General features: G+C 59.6%; 21 protein-coding genes. 8 read left to right on the plus strand and 13 right to left on the minus strand.

The features are described from left to right. Positions 1-6: 6 nt before the first annotated feature. From FHP24_RS08915 to mutS, 5 genes are all read right to left on the minus strand, one after another. Positions 7-2832 carry a [protein-PII] uridylyltransferase gene (locus tag FHP24_RS08915; RefSeq protein ID WP_139675611.1) on the minus strand — a complete coding sequence of 942 codons (2826 nt, stop codon included), beginning with the start codon at positions 2830-2832 and terminating at the stop codon, positions 7-9. A 110-nt stretch (positions 2833-2942) separates the two neighbouring features. Beyond that, a complete protein-coding gene (locus FHP24_RS08920) occupies positions 2943-3965 on the minus strand; it encodes a helix-turn-helix domain-containing protein (protein ID WP_139675613.1) in 1023 nt (340 codons plus the stop codon). Positions 3966-4041: 76 nt separating this feature from the next. Then, the gene (locus tag FHP24_RS08925; protein WP_139676200.1) at positions 4042-4986 is read right to left on the minus strand and encodes an MYG1 family protein; all 945 of its coding nucleotides are present in this window, start codon (positions 4984-4986) and stop codon (positions 4042-4044) included. Positions 4987-5079: 93 nt separating this feature from the next. Continuing rightward, positions 5080-5562 (minus strand): transcription elongation factor GreA, encoded by a 483-nt coding sequence (greA, locus tag FHP24_RS08930; RefSeq protein ID WP_139675615.1) that lies wholly within the window; start codon positions 5560-5562, stop codon positions 5080-5082. Positions 5563-5585: 23 nt separating this feature from the next. Further along, complete coding sequence (gene mutS / locus FHP24_RS08935; protein ID WP_139676201.1) at positions 5586-8237, minus strand: DNA mismatch repair protein MutS; 2652 nt, start codon at positions 8235-8237, stop codon at positions 5586-5588. Between the two features lie 197 nt (positions 8238-8434). On the opposite strand from mutS, the gene FHP24_RS08940 reads away from it, so the two are divergent. The 3 genes from FHP24_RS08940 (at position 8435) to FHP24_RS08950 (ending at position 11418) form a co-directional block, all read left to right on the plus strand. Continuing rightward, a complete protein-coding gene (locus tag FHP24_RS08940; protein ID WP_139675617.1) occupies positions 8435-10720 on the plus strand; it encodes an NADP-dependent malic enzyme in 2286 nt (761 codons plus the stop codon). 66 nt (positions 10721-10786) lie between these two features. Further along, positions 10787-11032, plus strand: a complete 246-nt coding sequence (locus tag FHP24_RS08945) for a type II toxin-antitoxin system Phd/YefM family antitoxin (protein WP_139675620.1) — start codon at positions 10787-10789, stop codon at positions 11030-11032. Continuing rightward, the gene (locus tag FHP24_RS08950) at positions 11029-11418 is read left to right on the plus strand and encodes a type II toxin-antitoxin system VapC family toxin (RefSeq protein ID WP_139675622.1); all 390 of its coding nucleotides are present in this window, start codon (positions 11029-11031) and stop codon (positions 11416-11418) included. The genes FHP24_RS08945 and FHP24_RS08950 overlap by 4 nt, the downstream gene beginning before the upstream one ends. A gap of 5 nt (positions 11419-11423) precedes the next feature. Here the strand turns inward: FHP24_RS08950 and FHP24_RS08955 are convergent, their stop codons facing one another. From FHP24_RS08955 to FHP24_RS08975, 5 genes are all read right to left on the minus strand, one after another. Next, positions 11424-12296, minus strand: coding sequence for a GNAT family N-acetyltransferase (locus FHP24_RS08955; RefSeq protein WP_139675624.1), 873 nt, complete (start codon positions 12294-12296; stop codon positions 11424-11426). A 98-nt stretch (positions 12297-12394) separates the two neighbouring features. Beyond that, on the minus strand, positions 12395-14197 hold the full coding sequence (locus FHP24_RS08960; RefSeq protein WP_139675626.1) for a hybrid sensor histidine kinase/response regulator: 1803 nt from the start codon (positions 14195-14197) through the stop codon (positions 12395-12397). 58 nt (positions 14198-14255) lie between these two features. Beyond that, positions 14256-14744: a signal peptidase II gene (lspA, locus tag FHP24_RS08965; RefSeq protein ID WP_139675628.1), complete on the minus strand. Its 489-nt coding sequence runs from the start codon at positions 14742-14744 to the stop codon at positions 14256-14258. Continuing rightward, entirely contained in the window at positions 14741-15601 is an 861-nt protein-coding gene (locus FHP24_RS08970; protein WP_139675630.1) for a TrmH family RNA methyltransferase, read from the minus strand. Before FHP24_RS08970 ends, lspA begins: the two co-directional genes overlap by 4 nt. Then, positions 15598-16719 (minus strand): class I SAM-dependent methyltransferase, encoded by a 1122-nt coding sequence (locus FHP24_RS08975; RefSeq protein ID WP_394344602.1) that lies wholly within the window; start codon positions 16717-16719, stop codon positions 15598-15600. Before FHP24_RS08975 ends, FHP24_RS08970 begins: the two co-directional genes overlap by 4 nt. 154 nt (positions 16720-16873) lie before the next feature. Here FHP24_RS08975 and FHP24_RS08980 point away from each other — a divergent pair, with 154 nt between their 5' ends. Further along, a complete protein-coding gene (locus FHP24_RS08980) occupies positions 16874-17329 on the plus strand; it encodes a CoxG family protein (RefSeq protein WP_139676202.1) in 456 nt (151 codons plus the stop codon). Positions 17330-17346: 17 nt separating this feature from the next. Here the strand turns inward: FHP24_RS08980 and FHP24_RS08985 are convergent, their stop codons facing one another. The 3 genes from FHP24_RS08985 to sppA all read right to left on the minus strand — a co-directional run bounded on the left by FHP24_RS08985 (position 17347) and on the right by sppA (position 19022). Continuing rightward, positions 17347-17658: a DUF1049 domain-containing protein gene (locus tag FHP24_RS08985; RefSeq protein WP_139675634.1), complete on the minus strand. Its 312-nt coding sequence runs from the start codon at positions 17656-17658 to the stop codon at positions 17347-17349. Positions 17659-17739: 81 nt separating this feature from the next. Then, the gene (locus FHP24_RS08990) at positions 17740-18039 is read right to left on the minus strand and encodes an integration host factor subunit beta (protein ID WP_139675635.1); all 300 of its coding nucleotides are present in this window, start codon (positions 18037-18039) and stop codon (positions 17740-17742) included. Between the two features lie 26 nt (positions 18040-18065). Continuing rightward, on the minus strand, positions 18066-19022 hold the full coding sequence (gene sppA / locus FHP24_RS08995) for a signal peptide peptidase SppA (protein ID WP_139675637.1): 957 nt from the start codon (positions 19020-19022) through the stop codon (positions 18066-18068). A gap of 190 nt (positions 19023-19212) precedes the next feature. On the opposite strand from sppA, the gene FHP24_RS09000 reads away from it, so the two are divergent. The 4 genes from FHP24_RS09000 (at position 19213) to rpoN (ending at position 22950) form a co-directional block, all read left to right on the plus strand. Then, positions 19213-19881 (plus strand): LPS export ABC transporter periplasmic protein LptC, encoded by a 669-nt coding sequence (locus FHP24_RS09000; RefSeq protein WP_139675639.1) that lies wholly within the window; start codon positions 19213-19215, stop codon positions 19879-19881. Positions 19882-19892: 11 nt separating this feature from the next. Then, positions 19893-20465 carry an LptA/OstA family protein gene (locus FHP24_RS09005; protein ID WP_139675641.1) on the plus strand — a complete coding sequence of 191 codons (573 nt, stop codon included), beginning with the start codon at positions 19893-19895 and terminating at the stop codon, positions 20463-20465. A gap of 69 nt (positions 20466-20534) precedes the next feature. Beyond that, positions 20535-21281, plus strand: a complete 747-nt coding sequence (gene lptB / locus FHP24_RS09010) for an LPS export ABC transporter ATP-binding protein (protein WP_180355967.1) — start codon at positions 20535-20537, stop codon at positions 21279-21281. 130 nt (positions 21282-21411) lie between these two features. Continuing rightward, the gene (gene rpoN, locus FHP24_RS09015) at positions 21412-22950 is read left to right on the plus strand and encodes an RNA polymerase factor sigma-54 (protein ID WP_139675645.1); all 1539 of its coding nucleotides are present in this window, start codon (positions 21412-21414) and stop codon (positions 22948-22950) included. The last annotated feature ends 84 nt before the right edge of the window (positions 22951-23034 follow it).

The following is a 23034-nucleotide window of genomic DNA, read 5'->3' on the forward strand; positions in this document are numbered from 1 at the left end:
TATCCGTCACGCGCGCGCCTTGCTCTTGCGTGGCGGCTGTTCTTCTGCAGCCGCCCGGGCAGCCGTCGCAGATGCTTCCTTCTTCGCCTCTTCCTCATGATCGGTCATGACGGTTTTCAGGCGGGCGGAGATAGTGTTCTGGCGGTTCTCGTTGGTCACCTTATGGCCGACAAGATCCGTGACATAGAAGGTATCGATGACCTTTTCACCGAAGGTGGTGATGCGGGCCGACTGGATGTCCAGCGACAGGTCGGCAAGGCCGGCGGTGATATCTGCCAGAAGACCGGTACGGTCGAGGCATTCGATCTCGATGACGGTGAACTTGTTGGAAAGCCCGTTGGAGATGGTCACCAGCGGCGGTATGTCGAACGCCTTGTTCTTCTTGCGGGTCTTCGCACGCGTTGCAATGACCTCCGGCAGACGGCGTTTGCCGGACAGAACATCCTCGATCATGCGACCGATCGTGCCGGCACGACGCTGCTCGTCCTCGTCGACCGCGAATTCCCTGTTGATCAATATCGTATCGAGCGCGCGGCCGTCGGTGGTGGTGAAGATCTGCGCGTCGACGATATTGGCCCCCGCCGCCGCGCAGGCGCCGGCAATGACCGACAGCAGGCGCGGATGGTCGGGCGCAAGAACGGTTATCTCGGTCACCGCACGGAAGGCATCGGTGCGCACCATCGTGGCCAGCACATGGCCGGCATGATCGGTGTCGCGAATGAAGCTCGCGTGGCGCACCTGATCGTCCAGAGAAACCGCCAGAAGATAGGGTTGATAGTGGAGTGCCGAATAGGTCTTGCGATCCGCCTCGTCCCATGTCGACAGGGCGTCGTGGAGCGCCTCTTCTGCGACGCTTGCGCGCTCGCGCCGCGGCAGGTCGGAGAAGCCGCCGGACAGCAGGATTTCCGTCTCATAATAGAGCGTGCGCAGCAGCTGGCCCTTCCAGCCGTTCCAGACGCCCGGGCCGACCGCGCGGGTGTCACAGATCGTCAGGATCAGAAGCAGCTTCAGCCGGTCCATGGACTGGACCACTTCCGCAAAGTCGGTGATCGTCTTGCGATCGTGCAGATCACGGGTCTGCGCCGTCATCGACATGACCAGATGCTGCTCGATCAGCCAGACGACAATCTCGGTCTGCCTGTGGTTCAGGCCGAGCCTGGGGCACAGCTTGCGCGCCATGCGGGCACCGGCGACGGAATGATCCTCCTGGCGGCCCTTGGCGATATCGTGGAAAAGAACGGCAACATAAAGCGCCTCGCGTTCCTCGATGCCCGGAATGATCTTGCTGGCAAGCGGATGCATGTCGCCCACCTCGCCCTTGTCGATCTTCGACAGGGCTTCGACCGAGCGGATCAGATGCTCGTCGACCGTGTAGTGGTGATACATGTTGAACTGCATCATCGCCACGACCTTGCCGAATTCGGGAATGAAGCGGCCCAGCACACCCGCCTCGTTCATCCGGCGCAGCATCAGCGCGGGGTCACGGCGCGATGTGAGGATGGAGAGAAACAGCCGGTTGGCTTCCTCGTTTTCCCGCACATTGTTGTCGATCAGCGAAAGCGACCGGGTCATGCGCTTCAGCGCATCCGGATGCAGTTCGAGTTGATGGATATCCGCCATGTGGAAAAAGCGGATGATGTTGATCGGATCGCGGGTGAAGACATCCGGGGATGCAAGCGTGATGCGGCCGCGATCGGTGACGAAATCGACGGTGCCGGGGATCTTGTGCAGTCGCTTGGTGAAACGCGACATGACGCGGGTCGCCAATCCCGGTGCGGCCTTGGCCTGCTGCTCCTCGAGCGCCGAGCAGAAGATACGCGTCAGGTCGCCGACATCCTTGGCGATCAGGAAGTAATGCTTCATGAAACGCTCGACGGCGGAAAGACCGGGCCGGGAGTGATATCCGAGGCTCGCCGCAATATCCCGCTGAATATCGAAGGACAGTCGCTCTTCGGCCTTGCCGGTGAGGAAATGCATGTGGCAGCGCACAGCCCAGAGAAAATCGTCGGCCTTTTCGAAAAGGCGGATTTCGGTGCGCGAGAAGACACCGAGTTTCACCAGCTCGGCCGTATCCTTCACCCGGTAATAATATTTGGAGATCCAGAACAGGGTGTGGAGGTCACGCAGTCCTCCCTTGCCTTCTTTGACGTTGGGCTCGACCAGATAACGGGTATCGCCCGACTTCTGGTGCCGCTGATCGCGTTCTGCAAGCTTCGCAGCAACGAACTCGGCGCCGGTATCGGCCACGACTTCCTTGTCGAAACGCGATTCGAGATCGGCAAACAGCGTTTCGCAGCCGCAGATCAGGCGGCTTTCGAGGATTGCGGTGCGGATCGTCACGTCGGTCTTCGACAGCCGGATACATTCCTCGACGGTGCGCGTCGCATGGCCGACCTTGAAGCCCATGTCCCAGAGGATATAGAGCAGGAACTCGACGGCCTTTCGCATGTCGTCGGAATTCTTCGCGGGCAACAGGAAGAGAAGATCGATATCCGAGCCGGGCGCAAGCGTCGCGCGGCCATAACCGCCCACTGCCGCCACGGTAATTTCCCGACCTTCGGCATGTATGGCGGTTGCGACGATCTCATGCAGGACGCAGATGATCTGGTCCTGAACCCAGGAAATGCGCTCGGCGCAATTCAGCCCGCTTCCATCCTTTTCGAGCAGCTCGCGCGCCTTGTTGCGGCCTTCGGCGCTGGCGCGGCGCATGATGGGCAGAAGCGCAGACCTCAGCTCCAGATGCGGGCAGTCCTTTTTTATGACCGCGCGGCATTCGGCTTTCAGTGCATCTACATCGAGAAGTTCGGAAAAATTGATTTCGAGTCTGGCCATGTCATCCCTGCCGATGCCAGTTTGCCGAGCGGCTTTAGCGAATTCTGGTCACCTTGACCACCGATTATGGCAACAGGTCGTTTCAAAGTTGTTGCCTTGCAACACGAAGTTCAAGAGCGGGCGACAACCGGAGCCGTTCCATCCTTGGATCGCGCCCGCCACTGGCGCGGGCTCAGGCCGGTCACACGGCGAAACTCGCGGTTAAAATTCGATTTTGTCGAGAAACCCACGTCGAGCATGATCACCGTTGCGGATTGTCTTGTCTCATCCAGCAGGCGACAAGCTTCCTCTACGCGGCGGTTGTTGACGAACTGGGAAACGTTCAGGCCCGTGGCGCGATTGATTGCCGCAGACAGATCCCGTGCCGGAATTCCGGCCTTGCGGGCGATCTTCGCCAGACTGAGATTCTCGTTCTTATAAAGGCCACCCTCTTCCAGAACCATGGTGGCGCGTGCGACGACTGCCTCGTCGCCGGGTTCGGGCAGGTACGGCATCGCGAGCGAAACCGGGGCGATCCCCCTCTGGGGCAGGACATAATAGACGCCGGTTGCCGCAAGCGCGATGATGTTCATGATCGCCACCGCAAACGGAACGCCTTCGACACCGACAAGACCTGCATAGATGGCCACGGCAACATCGCTCACAGCGAAGAAGAACATCAGGATTGCCGTCAGACGTGCTGCCCTCAAAGCCGGGCGCATGCGCTGAAGGCTTGCTTCCGCCATCACCTCGTCATCGCTTTCGCGTGTCAGGCGCCAAAGTGCAAAACCGTAGACAAGGAAGATCACAAGCAGAATCGGATCGACCAGAACCGGAAGCAACGCGACCGAAAGCGCTACGGATAGCGGAGCCCATAGATGGATCCAGGGGCGCGGCACCGACGCATCGGTGAGACCACGGAAGGCGAGAAAGGCAAGCGGCGGCATGACCGATGCGGTGATCGGCTGGATCGGAGCAAGCTGTTTGACGCCATAACCGAGATGCAGGCCGACAACCACGCCCTGCAGCGCATACAGGATCAGGAAGGCGACGAAATAGCGGCGACTTCCCGGCGCCTCCACGCCCTTCAGGCTGTGATGGAGGACCAGCGCAAAGATCAGTCCGGCAATGAAGGGCAAGGGTATGGCGAGCAATGGAATATCCGGAAAAGTGCCGCGTGCGGCCTGAACATGGTCTCCGGCGAACTATACCATGTTCGGGACAAACCGATTAGACGCTGGCCGAGGGTTCGGTGGAAAGTGCTTCTTTTACGGCAATCTCGGCCATTGCGAGCGCCGCCTCGCGGCTGGTGGCGGCAGCGATGAAGCGGCCGTTATGGCAGAACGTGGCACCCTTGATGCCGGATGCGGCTTCCAGATCGCCATTCGTCAGTCCGGCCCAGGATTTCGGCAGGTCGGCACGCAGTTCGAACCCGTCATCGGCGCGGCGGATACCGGTGACGCACCAGTCCTTGCCGTCACGTGGATGGACGACGAAGAGAAGCTGATCGGCGCCAGCCTTGATGATTGCCGGACGGAAGGGCATGCCCATGGGCAGTTCGAGGATGCGGCCTTCGCCGGTTTTCTCGATGGCCTGAAGAACGAGCGTCTCGGCGCGCAGTTTGGCCGCGCGCTTGCCAATGCCAGCCTCGACGAACGACCGGGCGATGGTGAGAGCCGCATGAAAGGCGCGATCGTCGGCGCCGGGCTCGTTCTCGTCGAAGGATGGTTTCAGGGTTTCGAGCAGGCTCGACAATGTCAGGCCGGCAAGCGGTCCGGCAATCGACGGGCTGAGCGCGCCATTGTCCATCAGATCGATCGGCAGCACGAAGCTTTTGTCGAAGGAGGCATGCAGCGGCTCGATATGCGCCTGCGGGATATTCATCGCCGCAAGATAATCGCGGCCGTAGTGTTTCCAGATTAGGCCGAAGGAGCTGTAGGGCGCATCGTCATCACGCAGGGGTGCGCCGCGCTGGTGGTGATCGAAGATCCGTGCCTCCGCGTCGTAGGCACCGCCGACATCGTAGATGATCCGATCGGAACCGGGCGTGATCCAGTCCGGCGCGCGGCTGCGGACGATCTTTGCCTCGGGAAAAAGCCGGGTCAGGATGACGCTGGACAAGAGTTCATCGGCATGGAAGCCACCGGAATGGGTGACGAGATAGTCTGGGGTCATGCCGGTATGCGCCTCTGTTTGCATGGGACAGAACCAGATAGCCGGAGCCGCATGCCTCCACAAGCGGGCCAAGCCCTCAACGCGCCAACCAAATTACGAAATCGTGATGATTTCGAGTTCCTGGTTACCGACGGTCACCAGATCGCCGACGGACTTGCCGATAAGGGCTCTGGCGACCGGAGAAGCATAGGAGATCGTTCCAGCTTTCGGATCGGCTTCATCTTCACCGACAATGCGGTAAGCCTGCTCGCGGCCATCTTCGCGGCCGAAGCGGACCGTGCCACCAAAAGAGACGATATTGGCCGATGCCGGCGCGGGCATAAGCTGGGCGGAATGAACCCGCTCGGCGAAATAACGGATGTCGCGCGCCGGACCCGCCACCTGCCGACGACGCTCGTTGATGTCATCGATCGCGTTCGCGGCTTCATAGGCATCGCGCGCAGACTGCAGCTGCTGCTCAAGCGCCTTCAGCCCCGTCTCCGTGACGAGATTCGGGTGGGGCGAGATCGGCCGGTCAGGCAGCACCGTTTCGGCGGCCGTCTCGGCACTTTCTTCCTTCACGAAGGCGACGCTCACGCACGAACTCCTTTTTGGCCGGATCAGGCTTTTTCGCCGGCCTGCTTCTTCAACGCGTACAGCGCATCAAGCGCTTCCCGGGGCGTCAGGTCGTCGGGGTTGATTGCCTTCAACGCTTCTTCGACCTTGGAGGATCCACGTCGCGTTTCTTCCTTGCGCACCGCGACCTGGAAAAGTGGCAGATCGTCGATCAGCTGGCTTGCCGGGTTCTTGCGATCGGAATCCTCCAGCTTGGTCAGCACATCGCGGGCTCGGGTCACGACGCTATCGGGAAGTCCGGCCAAGCGGGCGACCTGGATGCCGTAGGATCGATCGGCGGCACCGGGTCCGACTTCGTGCAGGAAGATCACCTCGCCGTCCCATTCCTTCACCTTCATCGTGGCGTTGGAAAGGCGGCCGAGCTTTTCCGACAGAACGGTGAGTTCGTGGAAGTGGGTGGCAAACAGGCCGCGGCAGCGATTGCCCTCATGCAGATGCTCGACGGAAGCCCAGGCGATCGAGAGGCCGTCGAAAGTAGCGGTGCCGCGGCCGATCTCGTCGAGAATGACCAGCGATCGGTCGGTTGCCTGATTAAGGATCGCCGCCGTCTCGACCATCTCTACCATGAAGGTGGAGCGGCCACGGGCAAGATCATCGGAGGCGCCGACGCGGGAGAACAGCCGGTCGACGACGCCGATATGGGCGGATGCCGCCGGCACGAAAGCGCCCATCTGGGCAAGGATGGCGATCAGCGCGTTCTGCCGCAAAAAGGTTGATTTACCGCCCATGTTCGGACCGGTAAGCAGCCAGAGTGCGCCGAATTCGCCGCCGTTTTTCGGCGACAGGTCACATTCGTTGGCGATGAAGGGGCCGGAAGACTGGCGGCGCAGCGCCTGTTCGACCACCGGATGGCGGCCGCCCTCGATCGCAAACATGCGGCTGTCATCGACGATCGGGCGGCGGTAGTCCCATTCCTCGGCCAGCAGAGCCAGACCACCGGCGACGTCGACGATCGACAGCGCACGGGCGCCGGCCTTGATCGCTTCGGCCTCGGCGGTCACCGCGGCCACCATCCGAGCGAAAGCTTCGAGCTCGATCGTCAGCGCCTTGTCGGCGGCATTGGCGATACGGCTTTCGAGATCGGCGAGTTCGGTCGTGGTGAAACGCATCGCGTTTGCCATGGTCTGGCGATGGATGAAGCGCGCCTTGGCTTCCGGCGTATCGGTCATCGGGCCGGCATTGCCGGCGGTGACCTCGATGAAATAACCCAGCACGTTGTTGTGCTTGATCTTCAGCGACTTGATGCCGGTCTCATCCGCATATTGCAGCTGCAGACCGGCGATCACCTTGCGGGACTGGTCACGCAAGGCGCGTACCTCGTCCAGCTCCGAATTGGCGCCATCGGCAAGAAATCCGCCGTCGCGCTTCAGCAGCGGCAGGTCTTGCGCCAGCATGTTACCGAGTAGGGATTCGACCGTGACCGGCAGCGCCTTCAGATCCGTCAGTGCTTCGGACAGTTCGTCCGGCAAGATTGATCCATCGAGAAACGCCACGACGCCGCGCGCGGCTTCGAGACCGGAAAGGATCGCGCCGAGATCACGCGGGCCGCCTCGGTCAAGGGCCAGACGCGAGAGCGCGCGCGGCATATCCGGCACGTGTTTCAACGACGACCGCAGGTCGGAACAGAGCGATGGCTCTTCCAGCAGGAATGAGATGGAATCGAGCCGACGATTGATGCGCTCGGGATCGGTCAACGGCGACATCAGCCGCTCGGCCAGCAGCCGGGCGCCGCCACCGGTGACGGTGCGATCGATCGCCTTGAGCAGCGTGCCTTCCCGCTCACCCGACAGCGTCTTCGTCAGTTCGAGATTGCCGCGGGTGGCGGGATCGATGAACAGGGTGGAAGCACCGCTTTCCCGTTCCGGACGTCCGAGCGGCGGGCGTTCGGCAAACTGGGTCTTCTCGACATAGGCGATTGCAGCGGCAGCGGCGGCAAGTTCCGCGCGCGAAAAAGTGCCAAAACCATCCAGTGTTCCGACGCCGAAATAACGGGCGATCCGGCCTTCCGACGTGGCGCTGTCGAACAGAACCGAAGGCTGCGGCACAGCGACGCGACCGAGCACATCGAATACGGGCTTCAGTTCCGGATCATGAAACATCGTATCCGGCATGATGAGTTCGCGCGGTTCTATACGCAAAATATCGGCAAGCAGGCGCGACGGCTCGGTTTCCGCCATTCGGAAGACGCCGGTCGAAATATCGATCCAGGCCAGCGCCATCAACGGTTCCGCCGCGCCTTTGATGCGGGCGAGCGTCATCAGATAGTTCGATTCCGAGGCGACGAGCAGCCTTTCCTCGGTGATCGTGCCAGGCGTGACAAGGCGCACGACATCCCGTTTCACCACCGATTTCGAGCCGCGCTTCTTGGCCTCGGCCGGATCTTCTACCTGCTCGCAAACGGCGACACGGAAACCGAGCGAAATCAGCTTCTGCAGATAATCGTCGGCGGCGTGGACCGGGACACCGCACATGGGGATATCCTGCCCCATATGCTGGCCACGTCTGGTCAGGGTGATGCCGAGTGCTCGGGATGCGTCGATCGCGTCCCCGAAAAACAGTTCGTAGAAATCGCCCATACGATAAAAAAGAAGCGAACCGGGATTGTTCGCCTTGATCTCGATGAACTGCTCCATCATCGGCGTCGCCGTGGCACGGCTTTCCTCCGAAGCAAGCTGTTCGGTGGTCAGGGCATCAATAGACAAACGTTCAAACTGGGTCACGGGGCCGATTTTTCATTGCGCATGGAAAGTGGCGACACTATCGGTGAAGCCCCTAGGAAGACAACATTTGCAGCGGCCTTGAGGAAGGCTGCCCACAGGAAGCTGGAGAGGACATGTCCGTGAACGACAAGGCAGGCAGCACCCGAACATCGGTAACCGAGCAGGAAGCGCTCGACTTTCACTCCGATGGCCGCCCCGGCAAGCTCGAAATCACGCCAACCAAACCGATGGCGACGCAGCGCGACCTGTCGCTTGCCTATTCGCCGGGTGTCGCGGTCCCGGTATTGGCCATCGCCGCCGATCCCGCAAAGGCATATGATTATACGACCCGCGGCAACATGGTGGCAGTCATCTCCAACGGCACCGCAATCCTCGGTCTTGGCAATCTCGGCGCGCTGGCTTCCAAGCCGGTCATGGAAGGCAAATCGGTGCTGTTCAAGCGCTTCGCAGACGTCGATTCGATCGACCTCGAAGTCGATACCGAAAATGTCGACGAGTTCATCAACTGCGTGCGTTATCTCGGACCCTCCTTCGGCGGCATCAATCTCGAAGACATCAAGGCGCCGGAATGTTTCATCATCGAAAGCCGCCTGCGCGAGCTGATGGACATTCCGGTTTTTCACGATGACCAGCATGGAACGGCAATCATCGCCGCGGCCGGCCTGATCAACGCGCTGGAACTAACCGGCCGTGACCTGAAGACCACCAAGCTCGTCTGTAATGGCGCAGGTGCTGCGGCGATCGCCTGTATCGAACTGATCAAGGCGATGGGCTTCAACCCGGAAAACATCATTCTCTGTGATACCAAGGGCGTGATCTATCAGGGCCGCACCGAAGGCATGAACCAGTGGAAATCGGCGCATGCCGCCAAAACGGACCGCCGTTCGCTGGAAGAAGCGATGAAGGGTGCGGACGTCGTGTTCGGTCTTTCCCAGAAGGGCGCTCTTTCCGACGAGATGATCCGTTCGATGGCGGACAAGCCGATCATTTTCGCGATGGCAAACCCGGATCCGGAAATCACGCCCGAAGAAGTCGCACGCATCCGTGACGACGCGATCATGGCGACTGGACGCTCGGATTATCCGAACCAGGTCAACAACGTGCTCGGATTTCCTTATATCTTCCGCGGCGCGCTCGACGTTCGTGCCCGGCAGATCAACGACGCGATGAAGATCGCCGCAGCGCACGCGCTCGCCAACCTTGCCCGCGAGGACGTGCCGGACGACGTGGCGGCTGCCTATCAGGGTGTTCGCCCGCGCTTTGGCGCCCAATACATCATTCCGGTCCCGTTCGATCCCCGTCTGATCTCTGCCATTCCGATGGCCGTCGCGAAGGCTGCGATGGAAAGCGGCGTGGCGCGTCGCGACATCACCGATATTGCCGCCTATGGCCGCGAACTGGCCGCCCGACGCGATCCGATCGCCGCCACTACCCAGAGCATCTATGACCGGGTGCGACGCTTCCCCAAGCGTGTCGTCTTTGCCGAAGCCGAAGAAGAGCAGGTCATGCGGGCCGCGATCTCCTTCTGCAATCAGGACCTCGGGACTGCCATCCTGCTCGGCCGCGACGACGTGATCCGGAACACGGCCGAAAAAGCCGGTATCGATCTCGACCGACCGGGCATCGAAATCGTCAATGCCCGCATCTCGAAGCGGACCGACGCCTATATCGACTATCTTTATGCCCACCTGCAGCGGCAGGGCTATCTGCTGCGTGACGTGCAGCGGCTGATCAACAACGACCGCAACCACTTCGCGGCCACGATGGTGGCGGTCGGTGATGCGGATGCGATGGTGACGGGCACGACCCGTAACTATGCCTCGGCGCTTGCTGACGTGCGCCGCTGTATCAAGACCAAGCCTGGCCATCGCGTGATCGGCGTCTCGATCGTGGTTGCCCGCGGACGGACGATCTTCGTTGCCGACACAGCAGTTCACGACCAGCCGAATGGCGAGGATCTTGCCGATATCGCGACCGAAGCCGCGCGTGTGGCCCGTCGCATGGGCTATGAACCACGGGTGGCAATGCTCGCCTATTCCAATTTCGGCCAGTCGGTCGGGGAACGTTCGGAACAGGTGCGTGAGGCGATAAAAATCCTCGACAGCCGTCGCGTCGATTTCGAGTATGACGGCGAAATGGCTGCTGACGTGGCGCTCAACGCGGCGCGAATGGAGCAATACCCGTTCTGCCGGCTTTCGAGCACGGCGAATGTGCTGGTCATGCCGGCTATCCATTCGGCTTCCATCACAACGCGCATGCTGCAGGAAATCGGCGGCTCAACCCTGATCGGTCCGCTTCTCGTCGGCCTCGACAAGTCGGTGCAGATCACCCAGATGGGCGCCAAGGATTCGGAAATCGTCAACATGGCGGCGATCGCCGCCTACAATGCAGGATCGTAGCCTTTCTTGATATGGTGCCTCAAGTGGACTAAGTTCAGTAAACTAAGTCCACTTGAGGCACCTGCCATGAAGACGGTCAATATTCACGAAGCAAAGACCCATCTCTCGCGCCTTGTCGAAGAGGCCGCGAATGGTGAAGGGTTCGTCATCGCCAAGGCCGGAAAGCCGATGGTGAAGGTCGTTCCGCTGGAGGATGTGCCCAAGACAAAACGCCGTATCGGAATGCTCGATGGGCAGTTTTTCATTCCGGAGGATATGGATCAGGATCTGGATAAAGAGATCGAAGATTTGTTTTACAGCGAGAAGAAATGAGGATCCTCCTTGATACTCACCTTCTGATATGGCTGGTTGGCGCATCCGAGCGCTTACCTTCGAGCGCACGCGAGGCAATCGAGAACTCGAACAACCAACTCTTCTTCAGCGCCGCCAGCATATGGGAATTGTCGACTAAACAATCCACCGGAAGAGCACGACTGGAGCTTCCTCCAGAGATCCTGCATCGGCAGCTTCTCGATAACCATTTCGACGAATTGCCGGTTACGGCGACACACGGGCTTGCGGTTTGCGGGCTTGAACAAATCCACAAGGATCCGTTCGACCGCATCCTGATCGCGCAAGCCATGTCGGAAGGCATGCTTCTGCTGACATCGGACGAAACCATCGCCCGGTATAACGGCCCAATACGGCTCGTGCGGTAGCTTTATCAGCTCGCGAAGCGGCCGGCGTCGGCGCCGAAATGGTTGATATAGCGGCCGGAAATGACGGCGATCGGCAGGACGATCAGGACATCGGTGGTGTTGAAGGCCTGATCGACCACAGCACCGTCACCAATCATTGCGCCGAGACGCAGATAACCTTTCACCAGCGGCGGCATGGCGGACAAGGCCTGACGCGGGTTGATCTCTTCTGCGGGGACAAGGTCCATGTTGCGATAGAGTTCCGATCTTGCCGAGACCATCCATTCATCCTTCACCAGCGAATTCTGGTGCAGGAAGGAAAGTGCAAGCGCATGCTCTTGCGGGTCTACGCCCGGGAAAGACGCGCAACCGAACATGGCACCCATGCCGTGCCTCAAGGCGTAGGCCCAGTTGCCCTGCCAGAGCAGCTCCACCGTCCGCTTGGTGCGATAATCCGGCAGAACGCATGAGCGGCCGAGTTCCATGAACTGCTTGTCGGGATGGCGCTTCAGAAGCGGTTCGATATCGAATTCGCAGGCAGAGTAAAATCCGCCATTCGCCAATGCCACTTCCTGGCGAAGCAGGCGATAGGTCCCGACGATCTGCTCCTCGATCTCGCCTTCGATCGCATTGTCGACGACCAGAAGATGGTCGCAGATGTCATCATAGCTGTCGAAGTCGCGCTTGAGATGCATCGCCTCGGCAGGCAGCATCGCGTTCATCTCTTCGACGAAAACACGGTAACGAACAGACTGCGCAGCGTCGATCTCCCGGTCATTGCGTGCAAGCCGCGTTTCCAGAGAGCCGATGCGGCCGAACACATCGCCAATTCCGTTAAAACGAGCCGGAGTCGAGACAGGATCGAGGGTCAATTCGCGGGTCAGGAGTTCGATTGCCATGGTGAGTCACCCGTACCGGTTGGATCACCGTCATAAATCACGTCTCTGCGACAAGAACGTGACATCTGATGTCACAATAGGCCCGCGAAATTGCGTCGTCAACGGATGCCGTGACGCGCCCTTTTCTCCGCCAGAAGATGATGAATATCATCAAACAGACGCGCCGGTTCCACCGGCTTTTGCAGCACTTTTTGGGCACCTGCGGAGAGTGCATCCTGCATCACTCCGTCGCGGTCGTTACCGGTCAGAACGATGACGGGAACAGCCACGCTTTTTGAAATCCGTTCGATCTCGCGGAGGCTGACAAGAACATCCAGCGGATCGCCACCAGGCATGTTCAGGTCGGTTATGATGAGATCCGGGCCGGCGCCGGGTTCACGGATGAGATCAGCGAAGCTTTGTACATCAGCGACCCAGCGAACCGTATGGCCGTTCTTCTGGAGCATGGCACGCAGCAGCGTGGCGCTGACCGGGTCATCTTCCGCCAGAACGACATTGAGCTTGCTGTGGATGTTGATGGGTGCAGCAACTACGTCTGCGTCTGCGCCGGGATCGGATGAGATGGTCTGTGGCGGATGAACAGTCCGGCCGAAGCCACGCATGCGACCGCTCAGCACATCGACCAGAGACCGTTCCCGCAAGGGGCGGATCAACCAGGCATCGAAAAGGTCCTGCGGCTGCGATGCCCTCTCCTCCGGATTGACGAGGAGAATGCGATGCAGCGGCTTGTGAAGCGGCTCGCAGGCGTAATCCGATGCCAGCCGATGATCGACGATCAGGTCCGTGAACGGTATCGAACCATCCGCTGCCCGATCTATCAGCATCGACACGTCCTGCGCGCTGGCGAGATGGCGGCAGCGACCGCCCAAAGCTTCTATCGTCGCAACCGTCGCCTGAGCCGTTGGCCCATGCGGCGCAAGCAGCACGACGCGGGACCGCGCGAGCATGCCGCTCCGGTCGGTTTCGCCTGCAGCTACGTCCTCTGCGAGACGAACCGGGAAGCGGATGGTGAAGGTGCTGCCCTCACCTTTTCGGCTCTTGACCGAAAGCGAGCCGCCGAATTCCGCAAGGATGCGCGAGGCGATGCCGAGGCCGAGGCCCGTTCCGCCACTGCGGGCCTCAACCGATCCGACCTGTTCGAATTCGCCGAATATCGTCGCCAGTTCCTGCGGCGCCATACCCGGACCGGTATCGACGACGGCAATCTCCACATTGTCGTCGGCAAGGGTGACACGCACCAATACGCCACCGTCCGCAGTAAACTTCACCGCGTTGCCCATGACGTTGAACAGGACCTGACGCAGGCGGGCGGGATCGAAATCCAGCAATTCCGGGAGGTCGGCGGCAAAGGTTGCCGCGATCTCGATGCGTTTTTCGTGAGCGCGCGGAGAGAGCATCTCCACGACGCTTTCGAGCAATTGGCGGAGATTTTCCGCCCTCGTGTTCAGCCGAAACCGGCCGGCCTCCATCGTCGACAGGTCGAGAATATCGTCGACCAGCTGGGCCAGCATATGGCCGGACTGCCGGATGCCGCTCAGATAGTTCTGCTGTTCCGCCGTCAGCTTCGTCTGGCTGAGCAGGTGCGTCATGCCGAGAATGCCGTTCAGCGGGGTGCGGATCTCATGAACGACAGTCGAAAGACGGCGCGACTTTGCCTCGCTGGTCGCTTCGGATTCCTTCAGCCGGCTCCTCAGCGAGCGACGGCCCGGTGACCAGTGTTTCAGCTGGAGGATCAGGTTTTGAAGCGGACTCAAGGGCTGCTGCGAAGAGGCCGCGAAAAAATCCACCTCTTCAGGCGGCTCGACGACGAGTTCCGACAATTGCTCCACCGGCACCTCCAAAGAGTGTGTCGGGGCAAAGGCTTTGGTTATGCGATCGTGCAAATCGGCGATGGTGCGCATGGGATAACCCTACACGGGCTTTCCTTCGCAATCCTTAGGCCGACACATTAACAGTGTCTTAATCGCGCGACTTCGAACCAACAAGCTCGTCGAGAATAACCAAGCCTGCTCCGATAGTTATGAAGCTATCGGCCAGATTGAAGACGGCAAACGACCACGTCTCTGTATGAAACAGGACATAATCAATCACGTGACCATAGACTAAACCATCGATCAGATTGCCGATTGCTCCGGCTATGATCAGCGTGAAGCCCGCATGCGCAAATGTCCGCGAAACCGGCGTGCGGCGCCAGAGCCATAGGACCACGCCGACGATCACGATGCGCATGCCGATGATGAATTCGCGCTCCATGCCGGAGAGGAGCGAGAAGGCCACACCGAGGTTATAGGTCCGGAAGAGTGCCAGAAAGGGTATGACCGGTACGGCCTCATGCATAGGCAGATAAGCTTCAACCGCGAGCTTGACCACCTGGTCGAGGATGACCGCGACCACGATGACGATCCCGGCGATCAGCGGCCGGGACAGAAGTGCTACGCTTTGCGTCATGTTCTGTCTTCCAGAGTGAGAAGGTGGCGGCGCGCCTCGAACAGCATGACGGCGGTGGCGACGGCAAGATTGAGACTGTCCGCCCTGCCCTGTTGCGGGATCCTGACAGTCCGGTTTGCGGCCTTGGCTAGATTGTCCGGCAGGCCGGACTGTTCGTTGCCCATCAGGATGACGACCGGCTTGCTCTTGTAGTCCGCCGTGCGGTAATCGACCGCGCCGGCGAGATGGGTTGCCACGACATTCACACCGGAGCGCTTCTGCCAGACGAGAAACTCTTCCGCCGAGCATTTCACCACAGGGATGGCGAAGACCGAACCCATCGTGGCCCGCACGGTTTCCAGCGAAAACGCATCCGTGCAGTCGCCGACGAGGATGACTGCGGAAGCGCCTGCCGCATCGGCGGTGCGGATGATCGTGCCGAGATTGCCGGGATCCCGCACGCGATCGAGCGCGACGATCGTATCGTCCTTCGCAGGCACCAGGTCTTCCAGCCGCTTCCAGCGCTGGGCGAAAATGCCCACGACCATTTGCGGGTTGTCGCGACGGGTCACCGACGACAGAACCTTTTCCGAGACTTCAAGAACGAGGCCGCCATTTGCAACAGTACGGGTGGCGACCTGCTCGACCAGAGGCTTGGCCTTGGCGGCCTTGGCGTAAATCAGCGTGCGGATTTCCCAGCCGAGTTCAAGCGCGTCGATGACGAGCTTCAGGCCTTCGGCCATGAAGATCCCGGCAGCTTCCCGGTCCTTCTTGTTGGAAAGCGCCTTTATGTCCTTGATGATCGGGTTGGCGAGCGAGGTGACTTCCTTCACCTGCCCGACCTTGCGGGCACCCGGCTTTCTGAATTCGTCTGTCATTGGGAAACCCAGCGGCTGAAGAGTGATGTGGAAAGAGCCCGGCCGTGCGTCTGGCCGTCAATGCCCGTTTCGCGGATGACGAGTTCGCCAGATTCCACCGTGCCGCCTGTACCGCGCATGGTCTCGCGCATCAGTTCGTGGATGGAATAGAAGCTCGCCCGGATGGAATAGGCCGTCAGTACCAGCCCAACGGAGTTTTTCGACAGAAGTTCACGGCAGACGTCGAGCATGACGGGCAGGTGTTCAAAAAGCTCCCAGACTTCACCATTCGGGCCACGGCCGAATTTCGGCGGATCGGTGAGGATGATGTCGTAGGTGCTTCCCCGGCGTTCCTCGCGCAGGATGAATTTCATCGCGTCTTCGCAGATCCAGCGGATCGGCGCCTTGTCAAGGCGCGAAAGGGTCTGATTTTCCCTTGCCCAGCCGATCGCCTTCTTGGAGGCGTCAACATGGGTTACCTCCGCCCCGGCCGCCGCGGCCACCAGCGAAGCGACACCGGTATAACCGAAGAGATTGAGCACCTTGAGCGTGCGCCCCTTGGCCTTGGCCTCTTCGACGCGCTGCTTCACCCACTGCCAATGGACGATCTGCTCGGGAAAAAAGCCCATATGGCGGAAAGCGGTAAAGCGCCCCTGAAAATCGATATCCAGCAGCGACAGCGGCCAGGTTTCGCCAAGTGCCTCGTGGGGAAACTTCCAGCGCCCCATGCCGTCCTCGTCGGTATTGCCGGTAAAGACGGCGTGCGCGCCGTTCCAGACGTCGTCCGACAAGGAAGGCTGCCAGAGCGCCTGCGCCTCGGGCCTGACGACGAAATACGGACCGTATTTTTCGAGCTTCAGCCCTTTGCCGCTGTCGACGAGATGGAAATCACCGGCATTTTGCGATTCCAGAATGATCGGGACATTTTCCTTCGGCAGATCACCTGTGCGCACAAGCAGCGGCCGCGTCTGCGCAGCCTGCTGTGCTGCCGGCCTGGCCTCGCTTGCATTTTCGCTCACCCTGGGACGCGGTGCAGCAGCGGAAGGTTTTGGCTTGCCGATCGCGGCGCCATGCCGGTCCTGGGCATTCCCTCCCCGAGAAGGTGTCTTCTGCCCTGTCCTCTTGTCTCTGCTCTTCAACGATGGATCCTTCGTTCTCATTTTCGTGCAGATAGCATTTGATGCGCATTCGGCAAAGCCCATGCGGATAACGCCTCACAGAAGCTGGCAGCGGAGAGGCCCTCATCCTATCTGAGAAAGCCACCGTCGATGCAGAATGAAGGGAACGGGCTTGATGGAGTTTGCCGGTGAGGAACGGATAGAGGCGCCGCGCGCCGTCGTCTGGGCTGCCCTGAACGATCCTGACCTTCTGAAGGAATGCATTCCCGGCTGCCAGTCGCTGGAATGGACCTCTGACACGGAGCTGGCTGCGACGATCAAGGTCAAGATCGGCGTCCTGTCGTTCAGTTTTGCCGGTGGCATAACACTCACGGATATCGTGCCGATGCAAAGCTACACGATCCATGCCGAAGGGAAGGGCGGCGTTGCGGGTTTTGCGAAGGGCGCCGCTGCCGTGACGCTTGCGGATGACAGCGAACAAACGATCCTGCGTTATCAGAGCGAAGCGCAGGTGGAAGGCAGGATTGCCCAGCTGGGCTCCGGCCTTATCAGATCAAGCTCTCACAAGCTTGCGTCACGGTTTTTCGGAGATTTCAACGCGGCCGTCACGAGCAGGATGACGAGGGACTAGACCCCGGCTTCCGCGTTTCAACGCTGCCGGCCGGCAATCGCCTTGTGCTCGCTCTGCCATTTCACTGCTTCCTTGGCTTCGATGAGAGCCTGACGGCGGTAGCGGCCCTGCCTCCACCACGTCAGCGAGGCGCCAATGACAAGGCCGACCAGAAGCGCCAGAAAGACGAAAACGAAGAATGGCGCCGATATGGACAGCACGCTGTCCTGCGGCCGGAACGGATTAAGCGCAAGGGTTACGACCTGCCTGTTGGCCACAGCCAATACGATCAGGACGATGCCAATCGGCACGAAAACGACAAGCGAAAGAATACGTTTCAGCTTCGTCATATGGTACTCCGGCAATTTTTCATTCGGCCATAGCAGATTGGCCCGGATGCCGCAGATTCAAGACCCTGCGGCAATATCCGCTCAATCTTCCTCGTCGTCCATGCCCGGGTTCAGGCGCTCGCGCAGCTCTTTACCGGTCTTGAAAAACGGCACCCATTTTTCTTCGACGAAGACGCTTTCGCCCGTACGCGGATTGCGTCCGGAGCGGGATGGACGGTTCTTGACAGAAAATGCGCCGAAACCACGCAACTCGACCCGGTTACCGCCAGCAAGCGCATCCGTGATTTCATCGAGCACGGCATTGACGATGTTCTCGACGTCGCGATGGTAGAGATGCGGATTGCGTGCCGCAACGATCTGTACCAATTCAGACTTTATCACGGTTGCCCCCTGAAAAAATTAGATTTTCAACCCTTGCCAACCTGCCAAACCGAGACAAGACCGTCAAGGAACAACTTGCTGGGACCCCAACCATCAAGCGCATCCGGCGTAATGGGCAGCGTGATGCCGACATAGCGGAAAAATCCCGTCAGCGCATGGGCAAACCAGAAGGACGAAGAGGATTCGCTGTTTCTCCATTCGACGATCGGCAGATCGCGGGAAACGTCGCGGCTATCGAGATAGTCCAGAATGTCGTCGTCGCCGCCGAGCTTGTCGATCAGCTTGACGTTCAAGGCCTGCCGTCCGGTGAAGATCGTGCCATCGGCGAGTTTCAAAACTTCGTCACGCGGCAACTTCCTGCGTTCGGCGACAAGATCGACGAACCAGCCATAACTATCCATGATCATGGCGCGGATCATGGTTTTGGCGTCTTCGCTGGCCGGGTGGAAGGGCGACGGCTCGGCTTTCAGCGGCGAGGACTTTATTTCCTCAAGCGAGATACCGATCTTCTTCATCACTTCATCGACCTGCGGGTACTGGAAGATGACGCCGATCGAACCGGTGATCGAGCTCTCGCCGGCAACGATCGTGTCCCCCGCCGTGGCGATCATGTAACCTGCCGATGCAGCAAGAGTGCGGATATCGGACACGACCGGTTTCTTTTCGGCCACCTTGCGGATGGCCTGATAGAGACGCTCACCGCCATAAGTGGTGCCGCCTGGAGATGAAATCGACACAATCAGCGCCTTGGCCTGCGTGCTCGCGGCGATGCGATCGAGACGCTCGAGCAGTTCGCGGTCATCCGTGATCATGCCAGAGATGCGCACACGGGCAATGTGAGGGGCGGAGGATCCTGTCTGTTCGCCGGCAATGGCCCAATAGGATACGAAGCCGATGGCCGCCAGAAAGATCAGCGCGATGACGCGCCAGAAGCTGAGCTTACGGCGCAATTGACGCCGATCCGCGATTGCCATGTGGTCCATAAACGTTCCCTCGATGCCCGAAGCACTTTACATAGGCCCATATTTGGCCGATTGCAGCGGTTCGTATCACGTTTTTATGTTCTCCATTATTGTTTGTTGAAGAATAAAAACCATATTGGCGGTCGACGATCACGCGTCACCGCCTAAGCGCGGCCCGCAACGATTGCCGGAAAGGACGAACCGAGGCCTCATGCTGCAGCATATCCGAAATACGGGAAGCTTCCTTGCATCGATGCAGGCGCCGACAAGCGCCTACGATGCGGCGCTTTCGCATTCTTCGCGCGTCAGCAGGCTGAAAATCCTTCTGCCGCTGGCTGCCGGCGTGATTTCGCTTCTCTTCGTCGGCGCCGCCATCATCCGTACCTATCTGCCGGAAAATCTATCGATCGAAAGCGCCAAGATAGAAGACGGCAAGATCGTCATGGAACGTCCAGCCATATCCGGCCGAAACAGTGACGGCATCAGCTATTCGATGCTGGCCAACAAGGCTCTTCAGGATATACAGAACCCGAATATGATCACGCTCAAGGACGTCAAGGCGGCGGTACCGATCAATGACGACCTGATCGCACGCGTTGTCGCGACGAGTGCGGATTTCGACCGTGGTGCCGACGTCCTCAACCTGACCGCTCCATTCGACGTCAATCTGAGCAACGGCATCACGGCTCACTTCAAATCGGCACATCTCGACATACCCGGCGGGACCATGAATACCCCCGATGCGGTGAATATCTCGATGAGCGGAGGCTCCATTGTTGCAGATTCGATGAAGATCATCGATAAGGGGCATACTCTCAATTTCACCGGCAAGGTTCGGGTTGATCTCGATCCCGCAGCTATCCGTAACAAAGGCAAGTAGGCCCGGCCGCCATGATGCATCGTTGTCTTTCATTCAGCATTCCTGCCGCGACCGCGGTGGCCTTGTTATCCTGCCTCAGCATCCCTGCTTATGCTCAGTCCACGACGAGCAATATGAACGGGCTGAAGCTTTCGAACGACCAGCCTATCCAGATCCAGAGCGACCAGCTGGAAATCAAGGATCAGGAGAAAAAGGCGTTCTTCACAGGCAATGTGAACGTCGTGCAGGGCACGACGACGCTGAAGGCCGGCAAGATGACCGTCCAATATAAGGAAAAGGCCAACGGCGGCGATGGCAGTGCCACCTCCATTTCCAGTGGCAATGCGGACATCGACAAGATTTTTCTCGACGATACCGTGTTCCTCAGCTCCGGAACCCAGCAGGCGACCGCCGAAACCGGCCAGTTCGACATGGCGAGCCAGACTTTTGTCCTGAGCGGCAAGCAGGTTGTGCTTTCCGACGGACCGAACGTATTCAAAGGCTGCAAGCTGACTGTCCAGATGGCGAGCGGCCAGGCAAAGCTCGACAGCTGCGGCGGACGCGTTGAAATCATGCTCGACCCGAAGTCGCGGCCAAAGCAATAGACCCATAACGTGAAGCTTCCTTCTCTCTCCCAGTTATCGGCAAGGAAAACGCCCTCGCCCGAGCCCTTCATCGCACGCGACAAGGCGCGCTATGAAGGCACGCTCGTCGCGCATGGCCTTTCCAAGACCTACGATACAAGACGCGTGGTCAATGGCGTATCGCTTGTGGTGCGCCGCGGCGAGGCCGTCGGCCTTCTCGGACCCAACGGAGCGGGAAAGACCACCTGTTTCTACATGATCACCGGCCTGGTTCCCGTCGATGAGGGAATGATCGCGATCAACGGCAATGAAGTAACGCGCATGCCGATGTATCGCCGCGCGAGACTTGGCGTCGGCTATCTGCCGCAGGAAGCTTCGATCTTCCGCGGACTGTCTGTCGAAGACAATATCCGGGCCGTACTCGAGGTGCATGAACCCAACCGGGACAAGCGCGAAGCCAAGCTCGACGAGTTGCTGGAAGAATTCCACATCAGCCAGCTTCGCAAGTCTGCAGCCGTGGCGCTGTCGGGCGGTGAACGCCGGCGCCTGGAAATTGCCCGCGCGCTCGCGACGGACCCCTCCTTCATGCTGCTCGACGAGCCTTTTGCCGGCGTCGATCCGATTTCCGTATCCGATATCCAGAACCTCGTCCGACACTTGACGGCGCGCGGTATTGGCGTACTGATAACCGATCACAACGTGCGGGAGACGCTTGGTCTTATCGACCGGGCCTACATCATCCATGCGGGTGAAGTGCTGACGCACGGGCGAGCTTCGGACATCGTCAACAACCAGGATGTCCGCCGGCTATACCTTGGTGACAAGTTCAGCCTTTAAAATAGCGTCATAATTCCGCGGCTGCGGCGCTTGACCAAATCTCTCAAAAAAGCAATTCTTGTGCCAGATGCGCTTATGTCCGCTGCACGATGATTGCGCAGCGAGGGATTTCGGGAGTTTAGCGTCCACCATGGGTTTAACCGCCAGCCTTTTTCTGCGACAGACCCAATCGCTTGTGATGACTCCGCAGCTGATGCAGTCCATTCAGCTGCTGCAGATGACGCATTTCGAGCTGAACCAGTTCATCGCGCAGGAAATAGAGAAAAACCCACTGCTCGAAATTTCGCCATCGGACGGCGAAAGTGGCGCGGAATTGGGCCATATTGACGCAGCAGACCATGTTGCCGCAGACGCCGATACCGATACAGGAACGTGGCGAGACGACCAGGGCATCGTCATCACAGAAACGTTCGGCGAAGGGCTTGACGGAGGCGCCGAGAACGTGTTTCCCGACGACCAGCCCGAGCGGCGCGGCGATGCACCCGAACTTCTGGGTCAGTGGAAATCGGGCCCGGGAGGTGATGCCGGCGAAGACTACGACTTCAACGATTTCATTGCGAACGAAGTCGGCCTGCGCGAGCATGTCAGCCAGCAGATCCCTCTCCTGCTGAAAAGCCCGCAGGATTGCCTTATTGCCCAACAGTTGAACGACGAGCTTGATGATGCAGGATATCTGCAGGCTGATCTCGGCGACGTCGCTGCCAGGCTTGGAATAGACACAGGGCATGTCGAGCAAGTGCTCGCGCGCCTGCAGACGCTTGATCCACCCGGCATATTCGCCCGTACGCTCGGCGAATGCCTGGCGATCCAGCTCAAGCAGAAAGACCGGCTCGATCCCGCCATGGAGGCGCTTGTCCGCCATCTGGACCTTCTGGCGAAGCGTGATTTCGCAAGCTTAAGAAAACTATGCGGCGTCGATGACGAAGATCTCATCGACATGCTTGCAGAAATCCGCCAGCTGAACCCGAAACCGGGTGCGGATTTCGCAAGCCAGGTCACCGATGTGATCTCACCAGATATCGTGGTGCGCCCGTCCAATAGCGGCGGCTGGGTCGTTGAACTCAATCCGGACACCTTGCCACGCGTTCTGGTCAACCAGTCCTATTTCCAGCAGGTCTCGAAGGGCTGCCCGAAGAACAGCGAGGACTATGCCTTTCTTTCCGATTGCCTGCAGAACGGCAACTGGCTGACCCGCAGCCTTGACCAACGCGCTAAGACGATCATGAAGGTCGCAACGGAGATCGTCCGCCAACAGGACGCTTTTCTGATGCATGGCGTCGATCACCTGCGGCCGCTCAACCTGAAAACGGTCGCGGAAGCGATCAAGATGCACGAATCGACGGTAAGCCGCGTCACGTCGAACAAGTACATGCTGACGCCACGCGGCATGTTCGAGCTCAAATATTTCTTCACGGTGTCGATCGGATCGGCCGATGAAGGAGGCGACAGCCATTCCGCCGAAGCGGTTCGTCACAAGATCAAAATTCTGATCGGCCAGGAAGCGGCGGATGCCGTTCTTTCCGATGACGACATCGTGACAAGCCTCAAGCAGGCGGGCGTGGATCTCGCACGCCGCACGGTTGCCAAGTATCGGGAAGCCATGAACATTCCGTCATCGGTACAGCGCCGGAGAGAGAAACGCGCGGTCGCCAGGGTTGCCGCGTTGTGAGCGCCCAATCACGCATCCCCAGGTAGAGCCGTTGACTTCCTGTCCAACGAAGGCTAGAAGCGCCGCCGCTGGCAGGGCTTCCCA

Source organism: Aliirhizobium smilacinae, assembly GCF_006335145.1.
GTDB lineage: Bacteria > Pseudomonadota > Alphaproteobacteria > Rhizobiales > Rhizobiaceae > Neorhizobium > Neorhizobium smilacinae.

Excerpts from the sequence above, each read along its gene's own strand:
- FHP24_RS08960 (WP_139675626.1), bottom strand. The coding sequence starts at position 14,197 with ATGCGCACCATCGCCGATTTGCACGATCGCATAACCAAAGCCTTTGCC.
- FHP24_RS08945 (WP_139675620.1), top strand. The coding sequence starts at position 10,787 with ATGAAGACGGTCAATATTCACGAAGCAAAGACCCATCTCTCGCGCCTT.
- FHP24_RS09005 (WP_139675641.1), top strand. The coding sequence starts at position 19,893 with ATGATGCATCGTTGTCTTTCATTCAGCATTCCTGCCGCGACCGCGGTG.
- FHP24_RS08970 (WP_139675630.1), bottom strand. The coding sequence starts at position 15,601 with ATGACAGACGAATTCAGAAAGCCGGGTGCCCGCAAGGTCGGGCAGGTG.
- FHP24_RS08950 (WP_139675622.1), top strand. The coding sequence starts at position 11,029 with ATGAGGATCCTCCTTGATACTCACCTTCTGATATGGCTGGTTGGCGCA.
- lspA (WP_139675628.1), bottom strand. The coding sequence starts at position 14,744 with ATGACGCAAAGCGTAGCACTTCTGTCCCGGCCGCTGATCGCCGGGATC.
- mutS (WP_139676201.1), bottom strand. The coding sequence starts at position 8,237 with ATGATGGAGCAGTTCATCGAGATCAAGGCGAACAATCCCGGTTCGCTT.
- FHP24_RS09000 (WP_139675639.1), top strand. The coding sequence starts at position 19,213 with ATGCTGCAGCATATCCGAAATACGGGAAGCTTCCTTGCATCGATGCAG.
- sppA (WP_139675637.1), bottom strand. The coding sequence starts at position 19,022 with ATGGACCACATGGCAATCGCGGATCGGCGTCAATTGCGCCGTAAGCTC.
- FHP24_RS08980 (WP_139676202.1), top strand. The coding sequence starts at position 16,874 with ATGGAGTTTGCCGGTGAGGAACGGATAGAGGCGCCGCGCGCCGTCGTC.
- FHP24_RS08955 (WP_139675624.1), bottom strand. The coding sequence starts at position 12,296 with ATGGCAATCGAACTCCTGACCCGCGAATTGACCCTCGATCCTGTCTCG.
- FHP24_RS08940 (WP_139675617.1), top strand. The coding sequence starts at position 8,435 with ATGTCCGTGAACGACAAGGCAGGCAGCACCCGAACATCGGTAACCGAG.
- FHP24_RS08925 (WP_139676200.1), bottom strand. The coding sequence starts at position 4,986 with ATGACCCCAGACTATCTCGTCACCCATTCCGGTGGCTTCCATGCCGAT.
- rpoN (WP_139675645.1), top strand. The coding sequence starts at position 21,412 with ATGGGTTTAACCGCCAGCCTTTTTCTGCGACAGACCCAATCGCTTGTG.
- FHP24_RS08915 (WP_139675611.1), bottom strand. The coding sequence starts at position 2,832 with ATGGCCAGACTCGAAATCAATTTTTCCGAACTTCTCGATGTAGATGCA.
- FHP24_RS08985 (WP_139675634.1), bottom strand. The coding sequence starts at position 17,658 with ATGACGAAGCTGAAACGTATTCTTTCGCTTGTCGTTTTCGTGCCGATT.